19 protein-coding genes are annotated in these 23,091 nt (G+C 65.7%); 9 read left to right on the top strand and 10 right to left on the bottom strand.

All coding sequences use genetic code 11. From position 1 onward, the window contains the following. The first annotated feature begins 110 nt into the window (after positions 1 to 110). From TSB10GB4_RS06810 to TSB10GB4_RS06790, 5 genes are all read left to right on the top strand, one after another. On the top strand, positions 111 to 2,003 hold the full coding sequence (locus TSB10GB4_RS06810; protein ID WP_186395110.1) for an ABC transporter ATP-binding protein: 1,893 nt from the start codon (positions 111 to 113) through the stop codon (positions 2,001 to 2,003). Continuing rightward, positions 2,000 to 3,913, top strand: coding sequence for an ABC transporter substrate-binding protein (locus TSB10GB4_RS06805; protein ID WP_186395109.1), 1,914 nt, complete (start codon positions 2,000 to 2,002; stop codon positions 3,911 to 3,913). Before TSB10GB4_RS06810 ends, TSB10GB4_RS06805 begins: the two co-directional genes overlap by 4 nt. Positions 3,914 to 3,952: 39 nt before the next feature. Continuing rightward, on the top strand, positions 3,953 to 4,972 hold the full coding sequence (locus TSB10GB4_RS06800; RefSeq protein WP_186389947.1) for an ABC transporter permease: 1,020 nt from the start codon (positions 3,953 to 3,955) through the stop codon (positions 4,970 to 4,972). After that, a complete protein-coding gene (locus TSB10GB4_RS06795; protein WP_186389946.1) occupies positions 4,972 to 6,132 on the top strand; it encodes an ABC transporter permease in 1,161 nt (386 codons plus the stop codon). Before TSB10GB4_RS06800 ends, TSB10GB4_RS06795 begins: the two co-directional genes overlap by 1 nt. A gap of 91 nt (positions 6,133 to 6,223) precedes the next feature. Beyond that, positions 6,224 to 6,814, top strand: coding sequence for a trans-aconitate 2-methyltransferase (locus TSB10GB4_RS06790; RefSeq protein WP_186389945.1), 591 nt, complete (start codon positions 6,224 to 6,226; stop codon positions 6,812 to 6,814). Here TSB10GB4_RS06790 and TSB10GB4_RS06785 read toward each other — a convergent pair. The 5 genes from TSB10GB4_RS06785 to TSB10GB4_RS06765 form a co-directional block, all read right to left on the bottom strand. Then, entirely contained in the window at positions 6,789 to 7,607 is an 819-nt protein-coding gene (locus TSB10GB4_RS06785; RefSeq protein WP_186395108.1) for a polysaccharide deacetylase family protein, read from the bottom strand. The genes TSB10GB4_RS06790 and TSB10GB4_RS06785 overlap by 26 nt on opposite strands. A gap of 11 nt (positions 7,608 to 7,618) precedes the next feature. Then, entirely contained in the window at positions 7,619 to 8,773 is a 1,155-nt protein-coding gene (locus TSB10GB4_RS06780; protein WP_186395107.1) for a glycosyltransferase family protein, read from the bottom strand. Next, a complete protein-coding gene (locus tag TSB10GB4_RS06775) occupies positions 8,770 to 9,897 on the bottom strand; it encodes a glycosyltransferase family 4 protein (RefSeq protein ID WP_186395106.1) in 1,128 nt (375 codons plus the stop codon). The genes TSB10GB4_RS06780 and TSB10GB4_RS06775 overlap by 4 nt, the downstream gene beginning before the upstream one ends. A gap of 18 nt (positions 9,898 to 9,915) precedes the next feature. Next, positions 9,916 to 11,157 carry a glycosyltransferase family 4 protein gene (locus TSB10GB4_RS06770; protein WP_186395105.1) on the bottom strand — a complete coding sequence of 414 codons (1,242 nt, stop codon included), beginning with the start codon at positions 11,155 to 11,157 and terminating at the stop codon, positions 9,916 to 9,918. 68 nt (positions 11,158 to 11,225) lie between these two features. Continuing rightward, positions 11,226 to 12,446: a glycosyltransferase family protein gene (locus tag TSB10GB4_RS06765; RefSeq protein ID WP_186389941.1), complete on the bottom strand. Its 1,221-nt coding sequence runs from the start codon at positions 12,444 to 12,446 to the stop codon at positions 11,226 to 11,228. 250 nt (positions 12,447 to 12,696) lie between these two features. On the opposite strand from TSB10GB4_RS06765, the gene TSB10GB4_RS06760 reads away from it, so the two are divergent. The 4 genes from TSB10GB4_RS06760 to TSB10GB4_RS06745 all read left to right on the top strand — a co-directional run bounded on the left by TSB10GB4_RS06760 (position 12,697) and on the right by TSB10GB4_RS06745 (position 17,530). Continuing rightward, the gene (locus tag TSB10GB4_RS06760; protein WP_208984527.1) at positions 12,697 to 15,240 is read left to right on the top strand and encodes an ATP-binding cassette domain-containing protein; all 2,544 of its coding nucleotides are present in this window, start codon (positions 12,697 to 12,699) and stop codon (positions 15,238 to 15,240) included. Positions 15,241 to 15,325: 85 nt separating this feature from the next. Beyond that, the gene (locus TSB10GB4_RS06755; RefSeq protein ID WP_186395104.1) at positions 15,326 to 15,784 is read left to right on the top strand and encodes a cyclic nucleotide-binding domain-containing protein; all 459 of its coding nucleotides are present in this window, start codon (positions 15,326 to 15,328) and stop codon (positions 15,782 to 15,784) included. A gap of 19 nt (positions 15,785 to 15,803) precedes the next feature. Beyond that, positions 15,804 to 16,622 carry an MBL fold metallo-hydrolase gene (locus tag TSB10GB4_RS06750; RefSeq protein WP_208984525.1) on the top strand — a complete coding sequence of 273 codons (819 nt, stop codon included), beginning with the start codon at positions 15,804 to 15,806 and terminating at the stop codon, positions 16,620 to 16,622. A gap of 140 nt (positions 16,623 to 16,762) precedes the next feature. Further along, on the top strand, positions 16,763 to 17,530 hold the full coding sequence (locus TSB10GB4_RS06745) for an SDR family NAD(P)-dependent oxidoreductase (RefSeq protein ID WP_186395103.1): 768 nt from the start codon (positions 16,763 to 16,765) through the stop codon (positions 17,528 to 17,530). Between the two features lie 167 nt (positions 17,531 to 17,697). On the opposite strand, the gene ilvD is transcribed toward TSB10GB4_RS06745, so the two are convergent. From ilvD to TSB10GB4_RS06720, 5 genes are all read right to left on the bottom strand, one after another. Continuing rightward, positions 17,698 to 19,542, bottom strand: coding sequence for a dihydroxy-acid dehydratase (gene ilvD, locus TSB10GB4_RS06740; RefSeq protein ID WP_186395102.1), 1,845 nt, complete (start codon positions 19,540 to 19,542; stop codon positions 17,698 to 17,700). 169 nt (positions 19,543 to 19,711) lie between these two features. Beyond that, a complete protein-coding gene (locus TSB10GB4_RS06735; RefSeq protein ID WP_186395101.1) occupies positions 19,712 to 20,422 on the bottom strand; it encodes an ABC transporter ATP-binding protein in 711 nt (236 codons plus the stop codon). Continuing rightward, positions 20,422 to 21,174 (bottom strand): ABC transporter ATP-binding protein, encoded by a 753-nt coding sequence (locus TSB10GB4_RS06730; RefSeq protein ID WP_186395100.1) that lies wholly within the window; start codon positions 21,172 to 21,174, stop codon positions 20,422 to 20,424. The genes TSB10GB4_RS06735 and TSB10GB4_RS06730 overlap by 1 nt, the downstream gene beginning before the upstream one ends. Next, positions 21,167 to 22,162 (bottom strand): branched-chain amino acid ABC transporter permease, encoded by a 996-nt coding sequence (locus TSB10GB4_RS06725; RefSeq protein ID WP_186395099.1) that lies wholly within the window; start codon positions 22,160 to 22,162, stop codon positions 21,167 to 21,169. The genes TSB10GB4_RS06730 and TSB10GB4_RS06725 overlap by 8 nt, the downstream gene beginning before the upstream one ends. A 4-nt stretch (positions 22,163 to 22,166) precedes the next feature. Further along, the gene (locus TSB10GB4_RS06720) at positions 22,167 to 23,090 is read right to left on the bottom strand and encodes a branched-chain amino acid ABC transporter permease (RefSeq protein ID WP_186395098.1); all 924 of its coding nucleotides are present in this window, start codon (positions 23,088 to 23,090) and stop codon (positions 22,167 to 22,169) included. Between the last annotated feature and the right edge of the window lies 1 nt (position 23,091).

The following is a 23,091-nucleotide window of genomic DNA, read 5'->3' as shown; positions in this document are numbered from 1 at the left end:
ACTGGTAAGTAGCGACAGGGGGGAGGGGGTGCCGGGCACTTTCATGCGGGCGATCGCCTCCTATAATGGCGCGACAACGGCACAATGAGGGCGCCTGGAGGACAAGCCGCGTGGATGTTCTGACAATCGACGGTCTCACCGTGGATTTCCTGACGGGAGAGGGGCGTATGCGAGCCGTCGACGACGTCTCGTTCTCGGTTCCCCGCAACCGGACGGTGGCGCTGGTCGGAGAATCCGGCTCGGGCAAGACCGTGATCTCGCAGACGATCATGGGGCTGCTGCCGGAAAAGGCGCAGGTCACGGGCGGCCGCGTCCTGTTCCAGGAGAGCGAGACCGCCGCGCCGGTGGATATCGCCGCCCTCGACCGCAAGGGCGCAAAGATGCGTGCGATCCGCGGCAATCGCATCGCGATCATCTTTCAGGAACCGATGACCTCGCTGTCGCCGCTGCACACCATCGGCGATCAGATCGGCGAGGCGGCGGAACTGCATCGCGATGTCGGTCCCCAGGAGGCGCGCGAACTCACCCGCGAGATGCTGCGCCTGGTCCGCTTTCCCGACCCCGCGCGGGCGCTCGATTCCTATGCGTTCGAACTGTCCGGCGGCCTGCGCCAGCGCGCGATGATCGCCATGGCGATGATCTGCCATCCGGCCCTGCTCATCGCGGATGAACCGACGACGGCGCTCGACGTCACGATCCAGGCGGAAATCCTCAAGTTGATCAAGGATGTGCAGGCCGAGCTGCACATGTCGACCTTGCTCATCACCCATGATTTCGGGGTTGTCGCCAACATGGCGGACGACGTGGTGGTGATCTATCACGGCCGGATCATGGAACGCGGCAGCGCGCAGGCGCTCTTCGCCGAGCCCCGGCACGACTATCTGAAGGCGCTGCTCAACGCCGTGCCGCGTTTCGGCATGGCGGAAGGCGAGCGGCTGGTGCCGATCCGGCCGATCGAGCCGCATGCGGAAGGGTTCCTGAAGAAGGGGCGCTCGGAACGCGCCTGCGCCGCCGGGGCGCCGCTGGTGAGCCTCACCAATGTCACCAAACGCTTCACCACGCGCAAGGGCGGGTTCCTTGGCAAGGGCGCGCACAGCGTTCTGGCGCTCGACACTGTCAACCTGACGGTGCGGCGCGGGGAATGCGTCGGTCTCGTCGGCGAGAGCGGCTCGGGAAAGACGACCGCGGCCAAGGCGATCCTGCGTGCCATCGAGGTGGACGAAGGCTCGATCCGATACGATTGCGGCGACGGCCCGGTCGAGGTGGGGAGCCTCAAGGGAGCGGAACTGCTGGACTATCGCCGGCGTGTCCAGTTGATCTTCCAGGATCCGTTCTCCTCGCTCAACCCGCGCATGACCGTGAACGAGTTGCTGATGGAGCCGCTGATCATCCACAATGTCGGGACGGCGGAGGAGCGGGCGGAGCGAGTGCGCGAGCTGATGCGCCTCGTCGGGCTGGACCCGAGGTTCCTGCGCCGCTATCCGCATTCCTTCTCCGGCGGCCAGCGCCAGCGGATCGGCATCGCCCGGGCGCTTGCCCTCAATCCCGAGTTCATCCTGTGCGACGAGCCGACCTCGGCGCTCGACGTGTCGGTCCAGGCGCAGATCCTCAACCTGCTGCGCGACCTGAAGACGGAACTCGGCCTCACCTATCTTTTCGTCAGCCACAATCTCGCGGTGGTCGACTACATCGCCGAGCGGCTCGCCGTCATGTGCCGCGGCCGGGTGGTGGAGATCGGCAGCACGCGGGACGTGGTGGAGAACCCGCTGCACCCCTATACCCGGGCGCTGCTTGCCTCGGTGCCCGAACCGGACCTCAACGCGCCGCTGGACTTCGCCGCGCTGGAGGCGGGACGGGCGTCCGAACCCGACCTGTGGCCGGAGCCCTACCGGCTGGTCGACGGCGTTCGTCCGGCTCTTGTGGAGGTGGAGAGCGGACATTTCGTCTGCGCTCCCGGACTTGCCGGCAACAGCGGGTCGCTGCCGATGGAGGCCGCCCAATGAGACACCGTGCTCGCCTGTCCGCGCTGGTCCTGTCCGCGCTCGTCCCGGTCTGGGCAACGGTCTTTGCCGGGCTTCCGGCGGCCGCGTTGACGCTCAAGGAAACGCCGTCGCTGGTCCCGCGGATCGGCGTCGACCTGCCGCCGGTGGCCGAGCGCCTGCCGGAGGAACCGCTTGTGGTGGATCTGGTGGCGCGCGGCCGCGAGATCGGCACGCCGGGCGGCCGGATCGACACGCTGATCGGCCGCTCCCGCGACGTGCGGCTGATCAACGTCTGGGGCTATGCCCGGCTCGTCGGCTACAACGAGGACCTCGAACTGGTCCCCGACATCCTCAAGGACTTCATCGAGGAGGACGGGCGCCGCTTCACGCTGGTCCTGCGCAAGGGCCACAAATGGTCCGACGGCCATCCCTTCACGTCGGAAGACATTCGCTTCTGGTACGAGGATGTTGCCTCGAACGCCGAGCTGCAGCCCTCCGGCCTGCCGCAATTCATGCTGGCCGGCGGCAAGCCACCGGTTTTCGAGGTGATCGACGAGACGACGGTTCGCTTCACCTGGGACGCGCCGAACCCGCTGTTCAAGCCGGAACTGGCGAAGTCGCGGCCGCCCTTCATCTATCGCCCCGCGCACTATCTGAAGCAGTTCCATCTTCGCTACGGAGACCTGCAGGCGCTGGAAAAGCAGGCCGAGGCGCGCAAACTGCGGAGTTGGGCGGCCCTGTTCAACCGAATGGACGACATGTACGACGCCCGCAATCCGGAGCTGCCGAGCCTGCAGCCCTGGGTGCGGCTGACCGACGACGGCGAGCGGCGCTTCGTCCTGCACCGCAACCCCTATTATCACCGCGTCGACACGGCCGGACAGCAGCTTCCCTATCTGGACAGCGTCGTCATGACCGTCGCCGACGGCAAGATCATCGCCGCCAAGACCCAGGCCGGCGAGACGGACCTGCAGGCGCGCAATATCGGCTTCTCCGACATCACCATCCTGAAGCAGGGCGAACGGTTCGGCCGTTTCGAGACCTATCTGTGGCCGATCAGCAAGGGATCGCAGATCTCGTTGCAGCCGAACCTGACCGTTGCCGATCCGGTCTGGCGGACACTGATGCTGGACACGCGCTTCCGCCGGGCCCTGTCGCTCGGGATCGACCGGGAGATGATCAACAAGGTCCTGTATCTGGGCCTCGCCACGCCCGGCAACGATACGGTGCTCGAGCAAAGCCCGCTCTACCGCCCGGAATATCGCGAGCTGCACGCGCAATTCGACCCCGATGAGGCCAACCGCCTGCTCGACGAGATCGGGCTGACCAAGCGGCGCGGCGACGGGGTGCGCCTGATGCCGGACGGCCGGCCGCTGGAGATCATCGTCGAGGCCACCGGCGAAAGCCAGGAGGAACTGGACGCGCTGGAACTTGTCGGCGAGACCTGGCGCGAGATCGGCGTGAAGCTGTTTGCCAAACCGAGCCAGCGCGACATCATCCGCGAACGCGCGCTCGCCGGCTTGCTGGTGATGTCCGTCTGGGCCGGGTTCGAAAACGGCATCCCGACCTCGGAAATGTCGCCGGAGGATTTCGCGCCGGTGCGTAGCGACTTCCTGTCCTGGTCGCGCTGGGGCAACTGGTACGAGACCGATGGCCAGACCGGCGAGCAGCCCGACTGGGAACCGGCCATCCGGTTGACGCGCCTTTATGACGACTGGCTGAGCTCCAGCACGCCGGAGGAGCGCACCGAGATCTGGCACGAGATCCTGCAGATCCACGCCGAGGAGACGATCCATATCGGCCTGGTGTCGGAAGTGCGTCAGCCGGTGGTGGTCAAGGGGCTCGGCAACGTTCCGAAGGTCGGGATCTACGGCTGGGATCCCGGGGCCCAGTTCGGCATTCATCGCATGGACGAATTCTACCGGAAGTGACGTGAGGAAGGCGCTGCGGGGCGCTGGGGGAACCGCTTGATGCTCTACTATATCCTGCGCCGGGTGCTGACGATGATCCCGACGCTTTTCGTGATCAGTCTGCTGACCTTCGTCATCATCGAGCTTCCGGCTGGTGACTACATCTCCAATCAGATCGCGGCGCTGCGGGCGACCGGCGAGAGCGCGTCGATCGCCAAGCTCGAGTTTCTGCGGGCGGAGTTCGCGCTCGACCGGCCCTTCCTGGAACGCTACCTGATCTGGATCGGCCTGTGGCCCGGCGTGCACGGTTTCGACGGCCTGCTGCAGGGCAACTGGGGCTGGTCCTTCGAGTATGAGAAGCCGGTTGCCGAAGTGGTGGGGCCGACCCTGCCGCTGACCATCGTGCTCAACGCCGCGACCATTCTCTTCGTCTATGTCGTGTCGTTTCCGATCGGCATCTATTCCGCGACCCGGCAATATTCCTGGGGCGACTACGGGTTCACCTTCATCGGCTATATCGGTCTGGCGACCCCGAACTTCCTGCTCGGCCTGATCATGCTCTACTTCGCCAACCTCTGGTTCGGCCTGTCGGTGGGCGGGCTGATGGCGCCCGAATATATCGGGCAGCCCTGGAGCGTGGGGAAGGCGCTGTCGGTCCTGGCGCATCTGATCGTGCCGACGATCGTCATCGGCACGGCGGGAACGGCGGCGATGATCCGGCGGCTGCGGGCGAACCTGCTCGACGAGTTGCACAGGCAGTATGTGACGACGGCGCGGGCCAAGGGGATGAGCGAGCCGCGCCTCTTGGTGAAATATCCGCTGCGCATGGCGCTCAATCCCTTCATCGCCGACATCGGCAACCTGATCCCCTCGCTCGTGTCCGGTTCGGTGATCGTGTCGGTGGTGCTGAACCTTCCGACCGTCGGACCGGTTCTGCTCAACGCGCTGCAATCGCAGGATCAGTTCCTTGCGGGCTTCATCCTGCTCTTCGTCGCGGTGCTGACGCTGATCGGCATGCTCGTCTCCGATCTGCTGCTGGCGGTGCTCGATCCGCGCATCCGGTTCGGGAGGAAGGGGTGATGAGCATGCGCAGCGAGAGCGAACACTACGTCAACCCGGAGGCCTTCAACCCTTCGGAGATGGAGACGCTGTCACCGGCGCAGGAGCGCTATTACCAGGCCTCGCAATGGCAGATCATGTGGTGGAAGTTCCGACGACACCGCCTCGCGGTGTGGTCGGGCGTGATCCTGATCCTGTTCTATCTCTGTGTTCCCTTTGCGGAAATTATCGCCCCCTACGCGCCGAACCAGCGCTCCAACGACCATCTCTACGCGCCGCCGCAGACGCTGCGCCTGTTCCACGAAGGCTCCTTCGTCGGGCCTTTCGTCTATGGGCTGAAGGCGGAGGTCGACCTTGAGACCGTGCGCTGGGTCTACACGGAAGACCGCCAGGACGTGCAACCGCTGCGCTTCCTCTGTTTCGGTTCGAAATACCGGTTCTGGGGCCTGTTCGATGCAAGCTTCCATCTGGTCTGTCCGGCCGAAGGGGGGACGTTCTATCTGCTCGGCACCGACCGGCTGGGCCGCGATGTGCTGTCGGGACTGATCTATGGGGCCAGGCTGTCGCTGACGGTCGGCCTTGTCGGCGTGACGATTTCCATCGTGCTCGGCCTGTTCTTTGGCGGGATCGCCGGCTTCTTCGGTGGCCTGATCGACAGCGCCATCCAGCGGCTGATCGAGATCCTGCGGTCCTTGCCCGAACTGCCGCTCTGGATGGCACTGTCGGCGGCCCTGCCGGTGACCTGGTCGCCGGTGTGGATCTATCTCGGCATCACGGTGATCCTCGGGCTGCTCGACTGGCCGGGTCTTGCCCGCGCTGTCCGCTCGAAGCTGCTGGCGCTGCGCGAGGAGGAATATGCCAAGGCGGCGCTGCTGATGGGGGCAACGCCCTCGCGGGTCATTCGCAAGCACCTGCTGCCGGGCTTCACCAGCCACATCATCGCCTCCGCATCCCTGTCGATCCCGGCGATGATCCTCGGCGAGACGGCACTCTCCTATCTCAACCTCGGGCTGCGCCGTCCGGCGGTCTCCTGGGGCGTGCTGCTCAACGAGGCTCAGGATATCTCCGTCGTCGTCATCTATCCCTGGCTGATGGCGCCGGTTGTCCCGATCATCATCGTGGTGCTCGCGTTCAATTTCCTTGGCGATGGTTTGCGTGACGCCGCCGACCCGTATAAGTGATGTCCGGCCGTAGGCAGGCCGGCGCTTCGGCGCCGGCTTCCGGGGGGCGTTGACAGACCGGTCGACAGGCCGGCAAACAGGAAGACAAGGCATGTCCAAGAACGCATCGACCGCCGATGGCTGGGACGAGGAGTATCGGCGCGGGCGCTGGTCTTTCCTGCGCGACCTGCCGGAGAGCGGCCGCTACGGCATCATCGGCATGTGGCTGGCGCTGAACGGATCGCTCGACAAGGTGCTGGATATCGGTTGCGGCGAGGGGCTGCTGTACGAGCGGCTGCAGCCGATGGGCATCCGCCGCTATGTCGGCGTCGATCTGGCGCCGGCAGCGCTCGGCATCGCCAATGTGGATCCCGAGATCGCTTCGCTGCGCGCGGGCGACCTGCACACGTTCGCGCCGGAGAAGGACGAGGTGTTCTCCGCCATCGTCTTCAACGAGGTGCTGCACTTTTCCGACGATCCGGCCGCCGCCGTGGCGCGCTATGTGCCGTTCCTGGCGCCGGACGGGGTCATCGCCGTGTCGATGTACTCGCCCAAGCGACTGGAGTCGGGCGCCAACCGCCTGATCGCCCGCCTGTGGGAGGCGACCGACGGGCCGGACTGGGAAGTGCTCGACGACTACCGACTGACCTCGGACAAGAAGAACGTCACCTGGCGGCTCAGGTTGCTCCGGCCGGCCGGCTGACGGCAGCAAGGCCGCGGGCCGCACGCTCTTCGTCGAGCAGGTCCGAGATGCGGGTAAGGCGGGCGCCGGGATGCGCCCGCAGGAGGGCGAAGGTCCTCTCCAGAAACTCGAAGCAGGCGTCGGTCTGCGCGAGGTGATGGGAGAGGATGCCGAGCGGCTCCGACGCATTGGTGCGCCGCCGCGCCAGATGGTAGTCGAAGCGCAAGGACGCCGACCGCCAGCCGATGAAACGGCGCTCCTTCTTCCACTTGATCATGTCCACATGCGTCTGCACCTGGACGAGCGCGCGCGGATGGAACTGGGTGAAGGTCGACAGACCGTGAAGCCCGGCCTCGCCGAGGCGGGCGGAGATGCGCGGCGCGATCCGGTTCCACGGCGGCACCATGATCGGAACGAAGCGCGCGCCGAACAGTTCGTCCAGCCGCTGCCTGCCGCGTCTGATCAGCGCGATCGCCTCGTCCGGATCGCGGCGCCGGCCGAACTCCGCCGCCTTCTCGCCTCGCGACTTGTCCTGAAAATTGCGGTGCTCGTAGCCATGCTGCAGGACGGACGCGAAGCGCTCGCCGGCGAGCCGCCCGGCAAGGGCTTCGGTCGCATTCGCCGGAATGACGGCAAGCGCGACCTCGATCTCGCAGGTGTTGGCGATCCGGAGCAACCGCTCCAGCGCCGGCGTCGGCTCCACCGCATCATCGTCGCGCCACCAGACGGGCACCGCCAGGCCGCGCTCCGCGAACCAATCGAGATGGCGATTGAGACTGTCGCGATAGGCCGGAAAGTCGGGATCGTCGCCCATGGCAGCCCCCCTCATCCGCGTGCCTCGAGGGCCTGCGCCAGGATGTCGGCTGCCGCCTCGGCGCCCCCGAAGCGAACCGCGATGTCACGGCGGGGCAGGGTGATCGCCTCGTCGGCCGCTTGTGCCAGTGCGGCCGGCGTCAGCGTTTTTTCGGGAATGGCAACGGCGCGGCCATGCCGCACCAGGGCGTCGGCCCGCTGCTGCTGCTCGGTCTCCTTGATCTGCGCGAACGGCACGAGGACGCTGGGCACCCCGGCCCGGAGAATGTCGAGCACGGTGTTGTAGCCGGCCTGGCTGATCGAGAGGCGCGCCCGCGAAAGCAGCGAGGGGAAGTCCCTGCGCGCCCGTTCGACCACTATCCCGTCGCCGGCCTGGCCGGCGAGGGCGGCGAGGGTGGTCGTGTCGATGTCGTGGCCGGCGAGCAGCCGCCAGCGGCAGTCGCCCGCGCATCGGGAAAGGGTGCGCGCCGCAAGCGCCGCCTTGAGAAGCTCGATCCCCACGGCGCCGCCGCCGCAGGAGACGATGACCTCGTCCCGGCCGTCGTCGCCGGGTGCTTGCGGGCTGTCGGAACCGGTCTCGGCGAAGCCGGTGTAGCGCAGCAGATGCGCGACGCGATCGGTGAAGGGAAAGCTGTCCTCCAGCCGGATGAAGGCCGGATCGGAATGGACGAGGACGAGATCGTAGGCAGCCAGCGCCCGCTCGGCCATCTCCTCCTCCTTCCAGATCTCCTGCTTGCGCACGAGAATATCGCGGACCGACGCGACAATCAGCGGAGGGCGCGGCAGCGCCCTGGCGGCATCGACCAGATTTTGCATCTCGAATGCGAAGGGGCGCCGTCCGAAGGGCCAGGTTTCGGTCAGCAGCAGGTCGAACGGCCGGGCCCGAAAGGCGTCCAGCGTCGCCTTTGTGCGGGCCTCCTTCCACTCCTGGTCAATTTCCTGCCCATCCGGCGTCAGGAAGGTCTTGAAGCGGGCATCGAGCGCCCGGACAGGGGGCAGTTGGACGATCTTCAGACCGGACGTGTCCAGCAGCGGCGGCAGGTGATTGCCGGTGGCCAGCGTCACCGATATGTCGCGCGCGGCAAGGGCGCGGCCGATGGCTGCGGCACGCAGCGCATGGCCGGTGCCGAGCAGGTGCTGGACATGGATGAAGGCGGATCGTGTCATTGCGGCGAAGCGGTAGCGCGGCCGGCGAAGTTGCGCAAGGCTCGGCTCAGGAGGGCGTCGAGACGTCCGGCGCCGCTTGCCAGGTCGTGATCGGCGCGGATGTGGCCTCGCGCCGCCGCCCCCATTGCCGCCGCGCGTTCTGGGTGGGAGAGCAGAGCGGCGAGGTTGGCGGCAAAGGCGACAGCGTCTCCCTCGGCAGACAGCAGGCCCGTTCGGCCATGAGTGACGATGTCGGGCACCCCGAACGTATCACCGCCGACGATGGCAAGGCCGGCCGCCTGCGCTTCCAGGAAGACGAGGCCGAAAGCCTCGCGGATCGCCGGCCAGACGAAGATGTCATGTGCGGCGCAAAGAGCGGGAATGTCCTCCGGTGCAAGGGTGCCCGTGAAGGTGACCGGATGGCGGGAGAGAAGCGCCTCGACCTCGGCACGGCCCGGGCCGTCGCCGGCAATGGTGAGGGTGAAGCGGAGGCTGGCCGGGAGCCGGTCCAGCGCTTCGGCGAGCACACGATAGGAGGCGAGCTTTGCCCCCTCGCGCATCATGCCGATGGCGAGCAGTCGCAGCGGCTCGCCGGTGTGCCGGGGCTTGCGCTCGGCTCGCAGGAAGGGGGCGGCATCGATGAAGGGGGCAAGCACGGCAAGCCGGTGCGGAGGAACGACGTCGGCGAGGCACTGGCGATCCGCCCGGTGCAGCGCCGCCACCATGTCGGCGCGGGCGAGCGCCGTGTCGGCGGCGGCAAAGCCGTGGGCCCACTCGCCGGTCCTGCGCTTCGGCGCGCGGCTTGCCTCGACGACGACATAGGGAATGCCGAACTCTGCCGCGATGGCCGGCCCGATCCAGTCGGGGGCCTTGTGGTAAAGGTGATAGGTCAGGAACAGGTCGGGCCGGTAACCGCGCGATCGCCAGGCGCCCGCCAAGTGCTCGGCTTCGGCAAGGGCGGCCCGCTCCACCTCCTTTTGTGTGTCGACGCCGCCGGTCGCCCGCCAGGCGCGGAATCGGGTGGCGGTCTCGACCTCGTGCCCGGCCGCCTCGAGTGCCTTCACGATCAACCGCCCCATAGTCCGGTCGCCGGAGGGCACCGGATCGTCGAGAGGCTTCATCGGGGCGGTGAAGGCGATGCGCATGGCGGTCTTCCTTCCACCTTACGAGGCGCGGGCCCGATCCTGGAGCAGGGGAGCAAAGCGAGCCGCCAGCCGGTCGATGCCCGGATCTGTGGAAAAACGCCGACGGACGTCGCTCGACGCCGCCCGTCCGAGACGCTCCCGTCTCGCGGGATCTCCGATCAGCTCCGCCAGCGCCGCGCTGAGGGCCGCGACATCTCCCGGCGGCACCAGGGCTCCCGTCTCGCCATCGCGGATGAGTTCGGGGATCGCCGAGACGTCGGTGGCGAGGCAGCACAGGCCCATCGCCTGTGCTTCCATCAGGACGTTGGGCAGGCCGTCCCGGTCGCCGGACTTCGCCACTTTCGAGGCGAGGACGAAAAGGTCCGCGCGCCCTGCCGCCGCGATCACATCCTCGCGTGGCCGCGCCCCGTGCCAGGTGACACGGTCCGACACGCCGAGGCTCTGCGCCAGTTCGGCCAGGCGCTTTGCCTGTTCGCCGCCGCCGATATGCTCGAAATGCCAATCGAGCCCCGCCGGCAACCGGGCGAGCGCCTTCAGCAGGTCGTCATATCCCTTCTTTTCCACCGCCCGGCCGACGGAGAGGATGCGGACCGGGTCGCCTTGTGCGCCATCGCCGGTGCCGTAGGCCTGCCGGCTTGGGAAGGGTGAGAAATCAAGCCCGTGATAGACCAGGTCCAGCTTGTCCGGCCGCGCGGACAAGGACCTCAGATAGTCCAGATTGACGCGGGTGCAGGTGACACCCCAGGCGGCGTCGTCCAGCTTCACCCTGAGATCCCACTCCTCGCTGGTCCAGATGTCCTTGGCATGGGCGGAGAACGACCAACCGCGTCCCGAAAGATGAGCCGCATAGCGTGAGACCGAACAGGGCGTATGCAGGTAGTGGGTATGGATCCAGACGACGTCCTGGGGGAGTTCATGCGCAAAGACGCAGGCCTGGGCCCAACGGCGCTGGCGGTTGGCGTTCGGCTCGCGGGCAAAGTCCGCCATGAACAGGGCGTGGGCGGCCTCGTAGGTCGGCTGCCGCGCCGCCCAGCGTTTCGCCCTGGCGACACGTGCGGGGTCGTCCTTCACATATTCGGGAAGATACAGGACTTCCGCGGAAATCTGCCGGTGCACCTCATGAATGAAGGGGTCGTAGGGCTGGCGCAGCGCCACGATCAACTGGCCGATGCCCCGGCGCTCGAGGCCGAGGATCTCCTGCGCGATGAAGGTCTCCGACAGACGTGGATAGCCTTTGACGACGACGGCGATACGAGACATGCGTGGCAAGAGTCCTGAAAGCAGGGCGCGACTGATAGGCGTGCCGTGGCGGGTTGCTGGCCGGGGCGTCAGGCGCGGACGGCCGCCAGTTCCCTGAGGGGGGCGGCGCGTTCCGCGAGGATCCGCTCGACCCGGTCGCCGATCACGTCGAGCCCGCCGAGCAGATTGTCTATTCCGGCGGTCGAGGGAGGCGCAAGCCAGGGCAGTTCGACCAGGGCATCGATCATCTTGTCGACATCCGGATAGTCGTCGATCGGCAGAACCCGCAGCAGGCCGATGGTTTCGGCTCGGGTGGCCCGGATCGACTGCTCGCGGCGGGGAACCACGCGAGGTACGAGCAGCGTCGGCTTGTCGAAGGACAGGATCTCACAGAACGTGTTGTAGCCGCCCATCCCGACAATTGCCTTGGCTCCGGCCATATAGGGTTCGATCGTCGGCAGGAAGCGCAGGATGTGAACGTCGCGCAGGTTCTCGGCACGGGCCTGGAATTCCGCTGCCGCCTGGGCGGGCATGAAGGGGCCGAGCACGATCAGCGCCGGGAACAGGGGTTGAGCGCGCGACTCGTAGGCCCGCATGACCCAGTCGACCAGTTCGACACCGTCGCCGCCGCCACCTGGCGTGACCAGAATATAGGGCTCGTCGTCGAAGGGGAGGGGCTCGGTGATGCGGGCATCGGCAGGCACATCGCGCCGCAGGTAGCCGGTGTTCACTGCCTTGGCATGGACATTGGGAGACAGGCCCATGCCGGCCAGCGGATCGTGCAGGTCCGGCGGGCCATAGATCCAGATCTCGTCGTAAAGGCGCTCCAGCGCCGGATCGACATTCTTGCGCGTCCACTCCTCGCGCAGCACCGTCGGATCGTCCATCACGTCGCGCAGGCCGAGGATCAGGCGGGTGTTGCCGCGCTCCTTCAGCATTTCGAGCGTGCCGAGGATCTCGCCGCGCAGCCCCAAGGGCTCCTTGTCGACGATCAGGATGTCCGGATCGAAGACGTTCGCCGTATGCTCGATGATGGAGGTCCGGATCGCCAGGATATGCTCGATATTGAGCGACAGCGACAGCGGCGTGTATTCCCCGTTGCGCAACTTGATGACGCCGGGAATCCGGACGAAGTCGACGCGGGAGCGGAATTCGAAGCTGCCGATGATCGGAGAGCCGGACAGAATCAGCACCGACATGTCGGTAAACCGGCGGGTGAGGGCGTGTGCTATTGTCCGGCACCGTCGCAGGTGACCGAGCCCGAAGGAGTCATGGCTGTAGATCAGCACTTTCGGGGCGCTATTGGTCATGCCTACCCATTCGGTCAGCGCGTCGGTACTGCGGCACGACCACGCTCCCCCATCGTCCGTCCTTCTCTAGCTTCCGATTGGTGAGGATGCAAGGGCGGGGGCTCTTGTTACTTGTGGCGGTTTTGGCGCTCCACGTTATGATGCGCGGGAAACGCGCCGGATGTTGAAACAGGCCCGCGACACGATACCGCGATTGATCATGGAAAAAAGCCTTTTCAAATTCATCTGGCGATACAGTGCCCCTCAGCAGATGACGATCCTGCTGATCACGGTGATAGCTTATCCGGTCACCTATGTGCTGCTGGAACTGCCCAAGCTCATCGTCAACGACGCCATCCAGGGAGAGAATTTTCCCCGAGATCTGTGGGGCTTGGAATTCGACCAGTTGTCCTATCTGGTCATTCTCTGCCTCGCGTTTCTTGGACTGGTGGTGCTGTCGAATGGCATCAAGCTCGCCCTGAATGTCTACAAGGGGCGACTGGGCGAGCGCATGCTGCGCCGGCTGCGCTTCGAACTGTTCCAGCGCGTCCTTCGGTTTCGTCTGCCGCACTTCAAGAAGGTCAGTTCCGGCGAGATCATTCCGATGATCACCTCGGAAGTGGAGGATGTCGGCGGTTTCATCGGCGAAGCCGTGGCCCTGCCCGCCTATCAGGGCGGCATGCTGGCGGTCCAGATCGGCTTCATCTTCATGCAGGACCCGCTGCTCGGATTGGCCGCAGTCTCCTCCTATCCCATGCAGGCCTATGTGATCCCGAAGCTGCAGCGCAAGGTCATCGTGCTGTCGCGCAAGCGCGTGCGCAATGTTCGGGTGATCGCCGACAAGATCGGTGAGAGCATTGGCGGTGTTTCCGAAATCCATGCCAATGATGCATCCGCCTGGCACTCGGCGGATCTGTCAGACAGGCTCTACGCAAACTACAAGATCAGATTCCAGATCTTCAATTGGAAGTATTTTATCAAGTTTTTGAACAACTTCATGAACCAGTTGACCCCGTTCCTGTTTTACCTGATCGGCGGCTGGCTGGTGATCGAGGGGGATCTGTCCATCGGTGCGCTGCTGGCGGTGATCGCGGCTTACAAGGATCTTGCCGGACCCTGGAAAGAACTGCTGGCCTATTACCAGATGGTCGCCGATGTGGACGTGAAGTACCAGACCGTCGTGGAGAATTTCGATCCCGCGGACATCTATCCGGTGACCCGGCTGACCGGCGAGGCGGAGGGGATGCGTCTGTCCGGAGATCTCGTGATGCGCGGCGTCAGTTTCTCCGGCGGGGCGGCGGGGCAGGAGGTCTTCGACGTGTCGCTGACGGTGCCGGAGGGCGCCCATGCCGCCGTGGTCGGCCCGGACGGATCCGGGCGCTCCGAGGTTCTGCAACTGGCCGCGGGGCTGCTCGGCGCCACGAGCGGGCGCGTGGAGATCGGCGGTCAGAACCTCGACAACTTGAGCGAGGCCGTGCTTGGGCGACAGATCGCCTTCGTCGGACCGTCGGTGCATGTATGGACCGGCACGGTGCGCGACAACATCGTCTACGGTCTGCGTCATCGCCCCTTGCGCCCGCCCGAGCGGACAGGAAGCGAGAAGGCACAACACGCCCGCAGGCTGGTGGAGGCGCAAGCCACCCAGAACCCGGACTATGACGTGGAGGCCGAGTGGGAGGACCTGGAGGCGGCGGGCGTCGAATCGGTCGATGCGCTCGACGCGCGCGCTCTCGAACTGATCGAAATGACGGGCCTTGCCGCGGATGTGTTCCGGATGGGCCTGCAGTCTCCGATCGATCCGGCACGGTATCCGGAGTTCGCCGAGCGGGTGCTGATGGTCCGCCGGGCGCTCGCCGATCGGGTGGCCGGCGACGGTCGGCTGGCTGCCATGGTCGAGCTTTGGGATGTCGGCAAGTTCAACAATTCGGCTACGGTGGCCGAGAACCTGCTTTTTGCGATGCCGGTCGATCCGGCTTTGGGGATCGACACCCTGGCTGCCGATCCCGACGTCGCCGCGGCGCTTCGGGAGACCGGATTGCGGGATCGGCTGGTCGAGATCGGTCTGAAGATCGCCGGCACCATGGTCGAACTCTTCGCCAATGTCAGCGACGATTCGGGCCTGCTCGGGGACTACTCGTTCATCACACCCGACGAGTTGCCGGAGTTCGATCGCATCGTGCGTGCCGCCCGCTCGGAAACGGGCAAGGGCCAGTTGCGCGATCCGGACAAGGAGCGGCTGATCGGCCTGGCATTCAAGCTGATCCCGGCGCGGCATCGCCTCGGTGTGGTCGACGATGATATTCGAGCGGAGATCGTTGCCGCACGTGCCGCCTTCCACACGCGTCTCAATGGCGACCAGAGTCGCTTCGTGGTGTTCGACAGGGACAAGTTCATCGCTCCCATGTCGATCGAGGACAATCTGCTGTTCGGTCGCCCGCGTGTCGACCGGCGCGATGCCCGCGAAAAGATCGACGGCCTGATCCGCACCATTGTCGATGAGATGGATCTGCGCCGGCCGATCGTGCGCGCGGGCCTCGATTTCCATGTCGGCGTCGCCGGGTCGCGCCTCTCCACCGGGCAGCGGCGCCGCGTCGCGCTGGTGCGGGCGCTGATGAAGAACGCTGCCATCACCATTCTCGACGATACCGTGAGCAGCGGCAGCGAAGATGACCGGGCCCTGCGCGCATCCCTTCGCAAGGCGCTCGATGGGCGAATGCTGCTGTTCGGGGCGCCGAATTTGAACGTGGCGGCGGAATTCCCCCATAGTATCGTCATGCAACAGGGACGTATCGTCGACGAGGAAGGTGCGTCATGAAGCACCGATATCCTTGCGCGAAATTCCCGAACCTGAATGCGGAGGCGCCCGGCGTACAGCCGGTCGAACTCCCGAAGGAGGACACGTGACCCTTGACGCGGAAGTCGATGCGTTGCGGCGCGTGCCGCTGTTTCGCGGCATCGATGCAACCAAGCTGAGGCTCCTGGCCTTCATCTCCGATCGCTCCCGCTTCGCGCCCGGCGAGCATCTGTGCGACCAGGGGGATGACGGCGATTCTGCCTTCATCATCCTGGAAGGAGAGGTGGAAGTGCGGGTGAACACGCCTGACGGCGAGCGCACGGTCGCCAGGCTCGGCGAGAATTCCATAGTTGGCGAGATCGCGATCCTGTGCGACGTTCCCCGCACGGCCACGGTCGTAGCCATCAGGGAGATGGACGTCCTGACCGTCTCGAAGGACGATTTCCTCCGTCTCCTCAAGGAGTTCCCGGATATGTCGCTTGAAGTGATGCGAACGCTTGCGAAACGCCTGGACCGCACCACGCAGGATCTTGTCGCATTGCAGTCCTCGGGTGCTACGGCGTGAAGACGGGGATGGCCTTTCTGTGACCCTTTCGCTGAAGCTGTGGGGCGTGCGCGGTTCGACGCCGACGCCGGGCCCCTCGACGCTCCGCTACGGCGGCGAGACGACCTGTTTCGAGATCCATGCCGGCGATGACACCTTCCTGATCGACTGCGGCTCCGGTGCGCGCAATCTGGGTCTGGAAATGCATGCCCGTCCGCCTGCCGAGTATGATCTTTTCTTCACACATACCCATCTCGATCATATCTGCGGACTGCCCTTCTTTACCCCTGCCTATGACGACCGGTTCTCCATCAATGCCTGGGCCGGGCACTTCGCCGACAGTTCCGGACTGATGGACATCATCTGCCGGATCATGTCGCCACCGATCTTTCCCGTTGCCGCCAATACGTTGCGCGCCGTGACGTTTCGCAATTTCCGGGCCGGCGGCGAGGTCGAGCGCAAGGGGGCGGCCCGCCTGACGACGATTGCCCTCAACCATCCGGGCGGAGCGACAGGTTATCGGATCGCCTACGGCGGCAAGACGATCTGCGTGATCACCGACCACGAGCATGGCGATGCGGAGATCGATCGCGCCGTGCGCCGTTTCGTCGAGGGCGCGGACGTCATGATCTACGACGCCATGTATACGGATGAGGAATATCCCCGTTACGTCGGCTGGGGACACTCCACCTGGCAGAAGGGAGTGGAACTGGCCCTGGAGGCCGGGGTCTCGCAGCTTGTTCTGCATCACCACGACCCGCGACGGTCGGACGATGCTCTGGATGCGATCGGCGAGCAGGCCGCGCACCGGCATCCGGGCGTCGTGGTCGGGCGGGAAGGCATGGTGATCACTCCCTGACGGGCGAACGATCCTCCGGGGTCGACGTGACGTTAGGTCATGGTTTTCAGGCGCTTGACCGCCCGTCTGCTTCCTGCCACCTGTTGCTCACCAAAACGGTCAGGGAGTGCGCGGCGCTCCGATGCAATCAGGGAGTGAACATGAAGCTTGGGCAGGGAATTGCCGCCGTCGTAACGGGTGGTGCGTCGGGGCTCGGGGCTGCAACCGCTCGCCGTCTGGCGGCTGCCGGTGTCAACGTCACGCTGTTCGACATGAATGTGGAGCAGGGCGAGGCGATCGCCAAGGAGATCGGCGGCGCCTTCGTCGCGGTGGACGTGACCAGCAACGACAGCGTCAAGGCCGGCTTTGCCGCCGCTCGCGGGCATTTCGGTGTCGAGCGTATTCTCGTCAACTGCGCGGGCATCGCACCGGTGGCCAAGACCACGTCGCGCGGCGAACCGCACCCGCTGGACATGTTCGAGAAGGTGATCGCCGTCAATCTGGTCGGTACCTTCCGCTGCATCGCCCATTCGTCGACGGCAATGGTGGAACTCGATCCGATCACGGCCGATGGCGAGCGCGGCGTCATCGTCTCCACGGCCTCGGTGGCAGCATTCGACGGCCAGATCGGCCAAGTCGCTTACGCCGCCTCCAAGGGCGGTGTCGCAGCCTCTACGTTGCCGATTGCCCGTGACCTGTCGAAGTCCGGTATTCGCGTCATGACCATCGCACCGGGCATCTTCGAGACGCCGATGCTGCTGGGCCTTTCTCAGGACGTGCAGGACTCGCTCGGCCAGCAGGTACCGTTCCCCTCGCGCCTCGGTCGTCCGTCGGAATATGCCGACCTCGTTGCGGCGATCTGCGAGAACCCGATGCTGAACGGCGAGACGATCCGTCTCGATGGTGCAATCCGCATGGCACCGCGCTGATGCGCAGGTGCCAGCAAGGAGCCGCACCGCGCTGATGCGCAGGTGCCAGCAAGATGCACCGCGCTGATGCGCAAGTGCCTTAGATGGTTGGCACCGTATTCATGCGCACAAAATAAAATCGGCCGCCCAATGGGCGGCCGGTTTTTTGGTATTCAGCAACTGGCGGCTCAGTCGATCCGGCGCACAGCGCCCTCTGCGGCGGAGGTCGCAAGCATTGCATAGGCCTTCAGCGCCGTGGAGATCTTGCGCGTACGCTTCTCTCTCGGCTTCCAGGCATCCGCGCCCCTGGCTTCCATCTCCGCCCGTCGACGCGCCATCTCCTCGTCCGAGACGGCGAGGTGGATCGTCCGGTTCGGGATGTCGATCTCGAGCGTGTCGCCTTCCTGCGCCAGGCCGATTTCGCCGCCCTCCGCCGCTTCCGGCGAAACGTGGCCGATCGACAGGCCGGACGTGCCGCCGGAGAAGCGTCCGTCGGTAACGAGGGCGCACTTCTTGCCGAGGCCTTTCGACTTCAGGTAGCTGGTCGGGTAGAGCATCTCCTGCATGCCGGGGCCGCCGCGCGGTCCTTCGTAGACGATCAGCACCACGTCTCCGGCCTCGATCTTGCCCGTCAGGATGGCGTTCACGGCGCTGTCCTGGCTCTCGAAAATGCGGACGCGGCCGGTGAACTTGAGGATCGAGTCGTCGACGCCGGCGGTCTTCACGATGCAGCCGTCGCGAGCGATGTTGCCGTAGAGAACCGCAAGGCCGCCGTCCTGGGAATAGGCATGCTCCTTTGAGCGGATGACGCCCGTCTCGCGGTCGGTGTCGACACTGTCATAGCGGCAATCTTGCGAGAAGGCGGTCTGGCTCGGGATACCCGCCGGACCGGCTCGGAAGAAGTCGTGGACGCTCTGGCTGGTGGTGCGCTTCACGTCCCAGCGTTCAAGGGCGTCGGCGACGCTCGCCGCATGGACCATCGGCAGCGAGGTATCGATCAGACCGGCCCGGTCGAGTTCGCCGAGAATTCCCATGATGCCGCCGGCCCGGTGCACGTCCTCCATATGGACATGCGATACGGACGGGGCGACCTTGCAGAGTACGGGAACCTTGCGCGACAGCTTGTCGATATCGGCCATGGTGAAGTCGATCTCGCCCTCGCGGGCGGCCGCCAGCAGATGCAGCACCGTGTTGGTCGAACCGCCCATGGCGATGTCCAGCGACATGGCGTTGTGGAACGCCTGACGGTTGGCGATGGAACGCGGCAGCACGCTGGCATCGTCCTGCTCGTAGTGACGGCGGGTGATGTCGACGATCAGGTGGCCGGCTTCGACGAACAGGCGCTTGCGATCCGCGTGGGTGGCAAGGGTCGAGCCGTTGCCGGGCAGCGACAGGCCGAGCGCCTCGGTGAGGCAGTTCATCGAGTTGGCGGTGAACATGCCGGAGCAGGAGCCGCAGGTCGGACAGGCCGAGCGCTCGATGACCTGGACGTCCTCGTCCGAAACACTGTCGTCGGCGGCGGCCACCATGGCATCGATAAGGTCGAGACGGCGTTCCTTGCCGTCGGCAAGCCGCACCTTGCCGGCCTCCATCGGTCCGCCCGAGACGAACACCGCCGGGATGTTGAGCCGCATGGCGGCCATCAGCATGCCGGGGGTGATCTTGTCGCAGTTGGAGATGCAGACCATGGCATCGGCACAATGCGCATTGACCATATATTCGACGCTGTCGGCGATGATCTCGCGCGAGGGCAGCGAATAGAGCATGCCGTCATGGCCCATGGCGATGCCGTCGTCGACGGCGATCGTATTGAACTCCTTGGCGACACCGCCGGCTGCCTCGATCTCGCGGGCAACGAGCTGGCCGAGGTCCTTCAGATGCACATGGCCGGGAACGAACTGAGTGAAGGAGTTGACCACGGCAATGATCGGCTTGCCGAAATCTCCGTCCTTCATGCCGGTGGCGCGCCAAAGGCCGCGCGCGCCCGCCATGTTGCGTCCGTGGGTGGTGGTTCTGGACCGGTAAGTCGGCATGCTCGCCTCGATCAGTTCGTATGACTATTCGTTCGGAAGGATGGGGTACGGGATCGGGACCGCCGACGCAAGGAAATTGCGGGACGGGCTTGCGATGCGGCCATGCATTGCGCGCAAGGGTGCCGGATGGGACGCCCTGATCTCTCGCATTGGCTGAAGTCTGCGATTTTCACACGCTGAGATAGCGCTCCCGGATCGTCGGATCGGCCTTCAGCTCGGCGCTCGTGCCGCTCCAGGCGACCTGGCCCTTCTCGACCACCACATGCCGGTCGGCGAGTGACTCCAGCGCCTCGACATTCTTGTCGACGACGAGGATCGACTGTCCCTCGCTCTTGAGCCGCTCGAGGCAACTCCAGATCTCGGCGCGGATCAGCGGCGCCAGTCCCTCGGTCGCCTCGTCGAGAATGAGGAGCTTCGGGTTTGTCATCAGCGCCCGGCCGATGGCCAGCATCTGCTGCTCGCCGCCGGAGAGCTGGTTGCCCATGTTGGCGCGCCGCTCCTTCAATCGGGGAAAGAACTCGTAGACCCGCGACAGGGACCAGCCAGGCGCCGCGCCGAAGCGGTTTGCGGCGGTGGCAACCAGGTTCTCCTCGACCGAAAGCGTCGGAAACACCTGCCGGCCTTCCGGAACCAGACCCAGCCCGCACTGCGCGATACGGTAGGATGGCGCGCCGGTCACGTCCTTACCCTCAAAGCGGATCTTTCCGCTGCTCGCCGCCATCATCCCCATAAGCGTGCGGATGGTCGTCGTCTTGCCCATGCCGTTGCGGCCCATGAGGGTGACGACCTCGCCGGTGCCGACGGTGAAGCTCATGCCGAACAGCACCTTTGCCGCGCCATAGGCGGCCTCGATGCCGTCCAGTTCCAGCAGATCGGTCATCAGGCGGCCTCCTCGCCGAGATAGGCTTCCCGCACCTTGGCGCTGGCGCGGATCTGCTCCGGGGTGCCCGTCTCGATGATCTGTCCATAGACGAGGACCGAGATCCGGTCGGCCAGCGCGAAGACGGCGCTCATGTCATGTTCGACCAGGAGCATGGCGTATCGCCCCTTGAGCTGGCCGAGCACCTCGACCAGACGGTCTGTCTCCTCGCGTCCCGTGCCGGCCATCGGCTCGTCGAGAAGCAGCAGCTTCGGTTCGCAGGCCATGGCGATGGCAAGCTCCAGCGCTCGCTTCTCGCCATGCGACAGGATGCCGGCGGGCAGGTCCGCGCGTTGGGAAAGGCCGAGCTCGGCAAGGCAGGCGAGGGCCCGCTCGTTGAGGTCGCGGTCGCGCGAGACATTGCGCAGGAAGCGGAAGGAGTGGCCCTGGCGCGCCTGCAGCGCCAGCGCCACGTTCTCGCGGGCCGTGAAGGCGGGCAGAATCTCGGTGATCTGGAACGAGCGGGCGAGACCCGCGCGCGCCCTCGCATGCATCGGCAGATGGGTGACATCCTCGCCGGCGAAGCGGATGCTGCCGCCGTCGGGGCGCAGCGAACCGGAGATCTGGCCGATCAGTGTCGTCTTGCCGGCACCGTTCGGGCCGATCACCGCGTGGATCTCGCCGGGCAGCACGTCGAGCGAGACGTGATCGGTGACCTTGAGCGCACCATAGGCCTTGGTCAGGTCCTGAAGCTGCAGGATCGGGTCAGCCATTCTTGCGTCCTCCCCCGAGCATTGCCGTCAGACCGCCCTTGCCGAACAGCACGACCAGCACGAGCAGCGGCCCGAAGATCAGCCGCCAGTGTTCGGTGAAATGCGCCAGCACCTCCTCCAGCACGAGGAAGGTCGCCGCGCCGACGATGGAGCCCGCAAGTGAGCCGAGGCCGCCCAGCACAACCATGACGATGAGTTCGCCCGACCGGTGCCACGACATGTAGGCCGGCGACACGAACTCCGCCGCGTTGGCAAGCAGCGCGCCGGCGAGGCCGGCCATCATCCCGGCGATCACATAGGCGACGAGCCGGTACCAGTAGGGATCGATGCCGATGGCGCGCAGGCGCATCTCGCTCTGCTTGGCGCCCTGCAGCACGCGGCCGAAGCGCGATGCGACGATCATCCGGGCAACCACGTAGCTGAGCAAAAGGACGCCGAGCACGACATAATAGAAAGTCGTCCTGTCACCGAGGACGGAGGATCCGAAGATCTCCGTGCGTCCCCACATGGTCAGCCCGTCGTCGCCGCCATAGGCGGAGAGCGATGTCGCCGTGTAATAGGCCATCTGCCCGAAGGCGAGGGTGATCATGATGAAGTAGACGCCGCGGGTCTTCAGGCTGATCGCGCCGGTGACGGCAGCGAAGAGGCCGCAGACAAGCAGCGTCACCGGCAGGGATATCGTCACGTCCCAATAGCCGTGCTCGGCCAGGATCGCGACCGAATAGGCGCCGAGGCCGAGATAGGCCGCATGACCGAAGCTGACCAGGGCGCCGAAGCCGAGGATCAGCGAGAGGCTGACGGCGGCGATCGCGAACACCATCACTCGGATCGCGAAGAAGACGAGGAAGGTGTCGTTCATCGCGCTCGCCACCGGCGGCAGCGCCGCGAAGAGCAGGAAGGCGATGGCGGCGATCAGCGTCTCGCGGGAGCGCCGCGGCGCTGGGGACAGAGCAGCCATTGCGGCCTCGGCGGAGGAGCTTGCGGTCATCGGGTCAGCCTCCACGCGCCGGGAACAGGCCGGTCGGCCGGAAGAACAGGACGGCGGCCATCAGGACATAGATCAGCATCGATGCAATGGCCGGCCCGACGCCATTGGCGGCCGAGGGAGACATCACCAGTCTGGCGATATCGGTCGCGAACCCGCGCCCCAGCGTGTCGACGAGGCCGACGATCAGAGCGGCGATAAAGGCGCCACGGATCGAGCCGATGCCGCCGATGACGATGACGACGAAAGCAAGGATCAGCAGATTGTCGCCCATGCCCGGTTCGACGACGAGGATCGGCGCGGCGAGAATGCCGGCGAAACCGGCGAGCATCGTGCCGAAGCCGAAGACCAGCATGAACAGGCGGCGGATGTCGACGCCGAGCGCGGCAACCATCGGTGCGTTGGTGGCACCTGCGCGCACCAGCATGCCGGCGCGGGTATGGGTCACGAGCACGTAGAGCACGGCGGCCACCAGCAGGCCGGCGGCGATGAGCGCGATGCGGTAGACCGGATAGCGCAGACCGTCCATCAGCTCGAAGGACCCGCTCAGGAGATCCGGCATCGGCAGGGTCAGCGGTGTCGAGCCCCAGATGGCGCGAACCGCCTCGTTGAGAAACAGGATAATGCCGAAGGTCGCCAGCACCTGGTCGAGGTGATCCCGGTCGTAGAGATGCCGAAAAACCAGCAGTTCAAGGACCAGCCCGACAATGAGTGCGCCCAGCAGGCCCAGCAGCAGCGCCCCCCAGAACGTTCCGGTGATGCCATAGCCGGCAACCGCCAGATAGGCGCCGAGCATGTATTGCACTCCATGCGCCAGATTGATGAAGTCCATGACACCGAAGACCAGTGTCAGGCCCGCGGCGATCAGGAACAACAGGATACCGAGTTGCAGGCCGTTCAGCGTCTGGACGGCAAGAAGGGTGGCGCTCAAC

The sequence above is a fragment of the Stappia sp. TSB10GB4 genome (assembly GCF_900185745.1).
Lineage (GTDB): Bacteria > Pseudomonadota > Alphaproteobacteria > Rhizobiales > Stappiaceae > Stappia.
The sequence above is the reverse complement of the archived record's forward strand: the minus strand, read 5'-3'. Positions and strand labels throughout refer to the sequence as shown.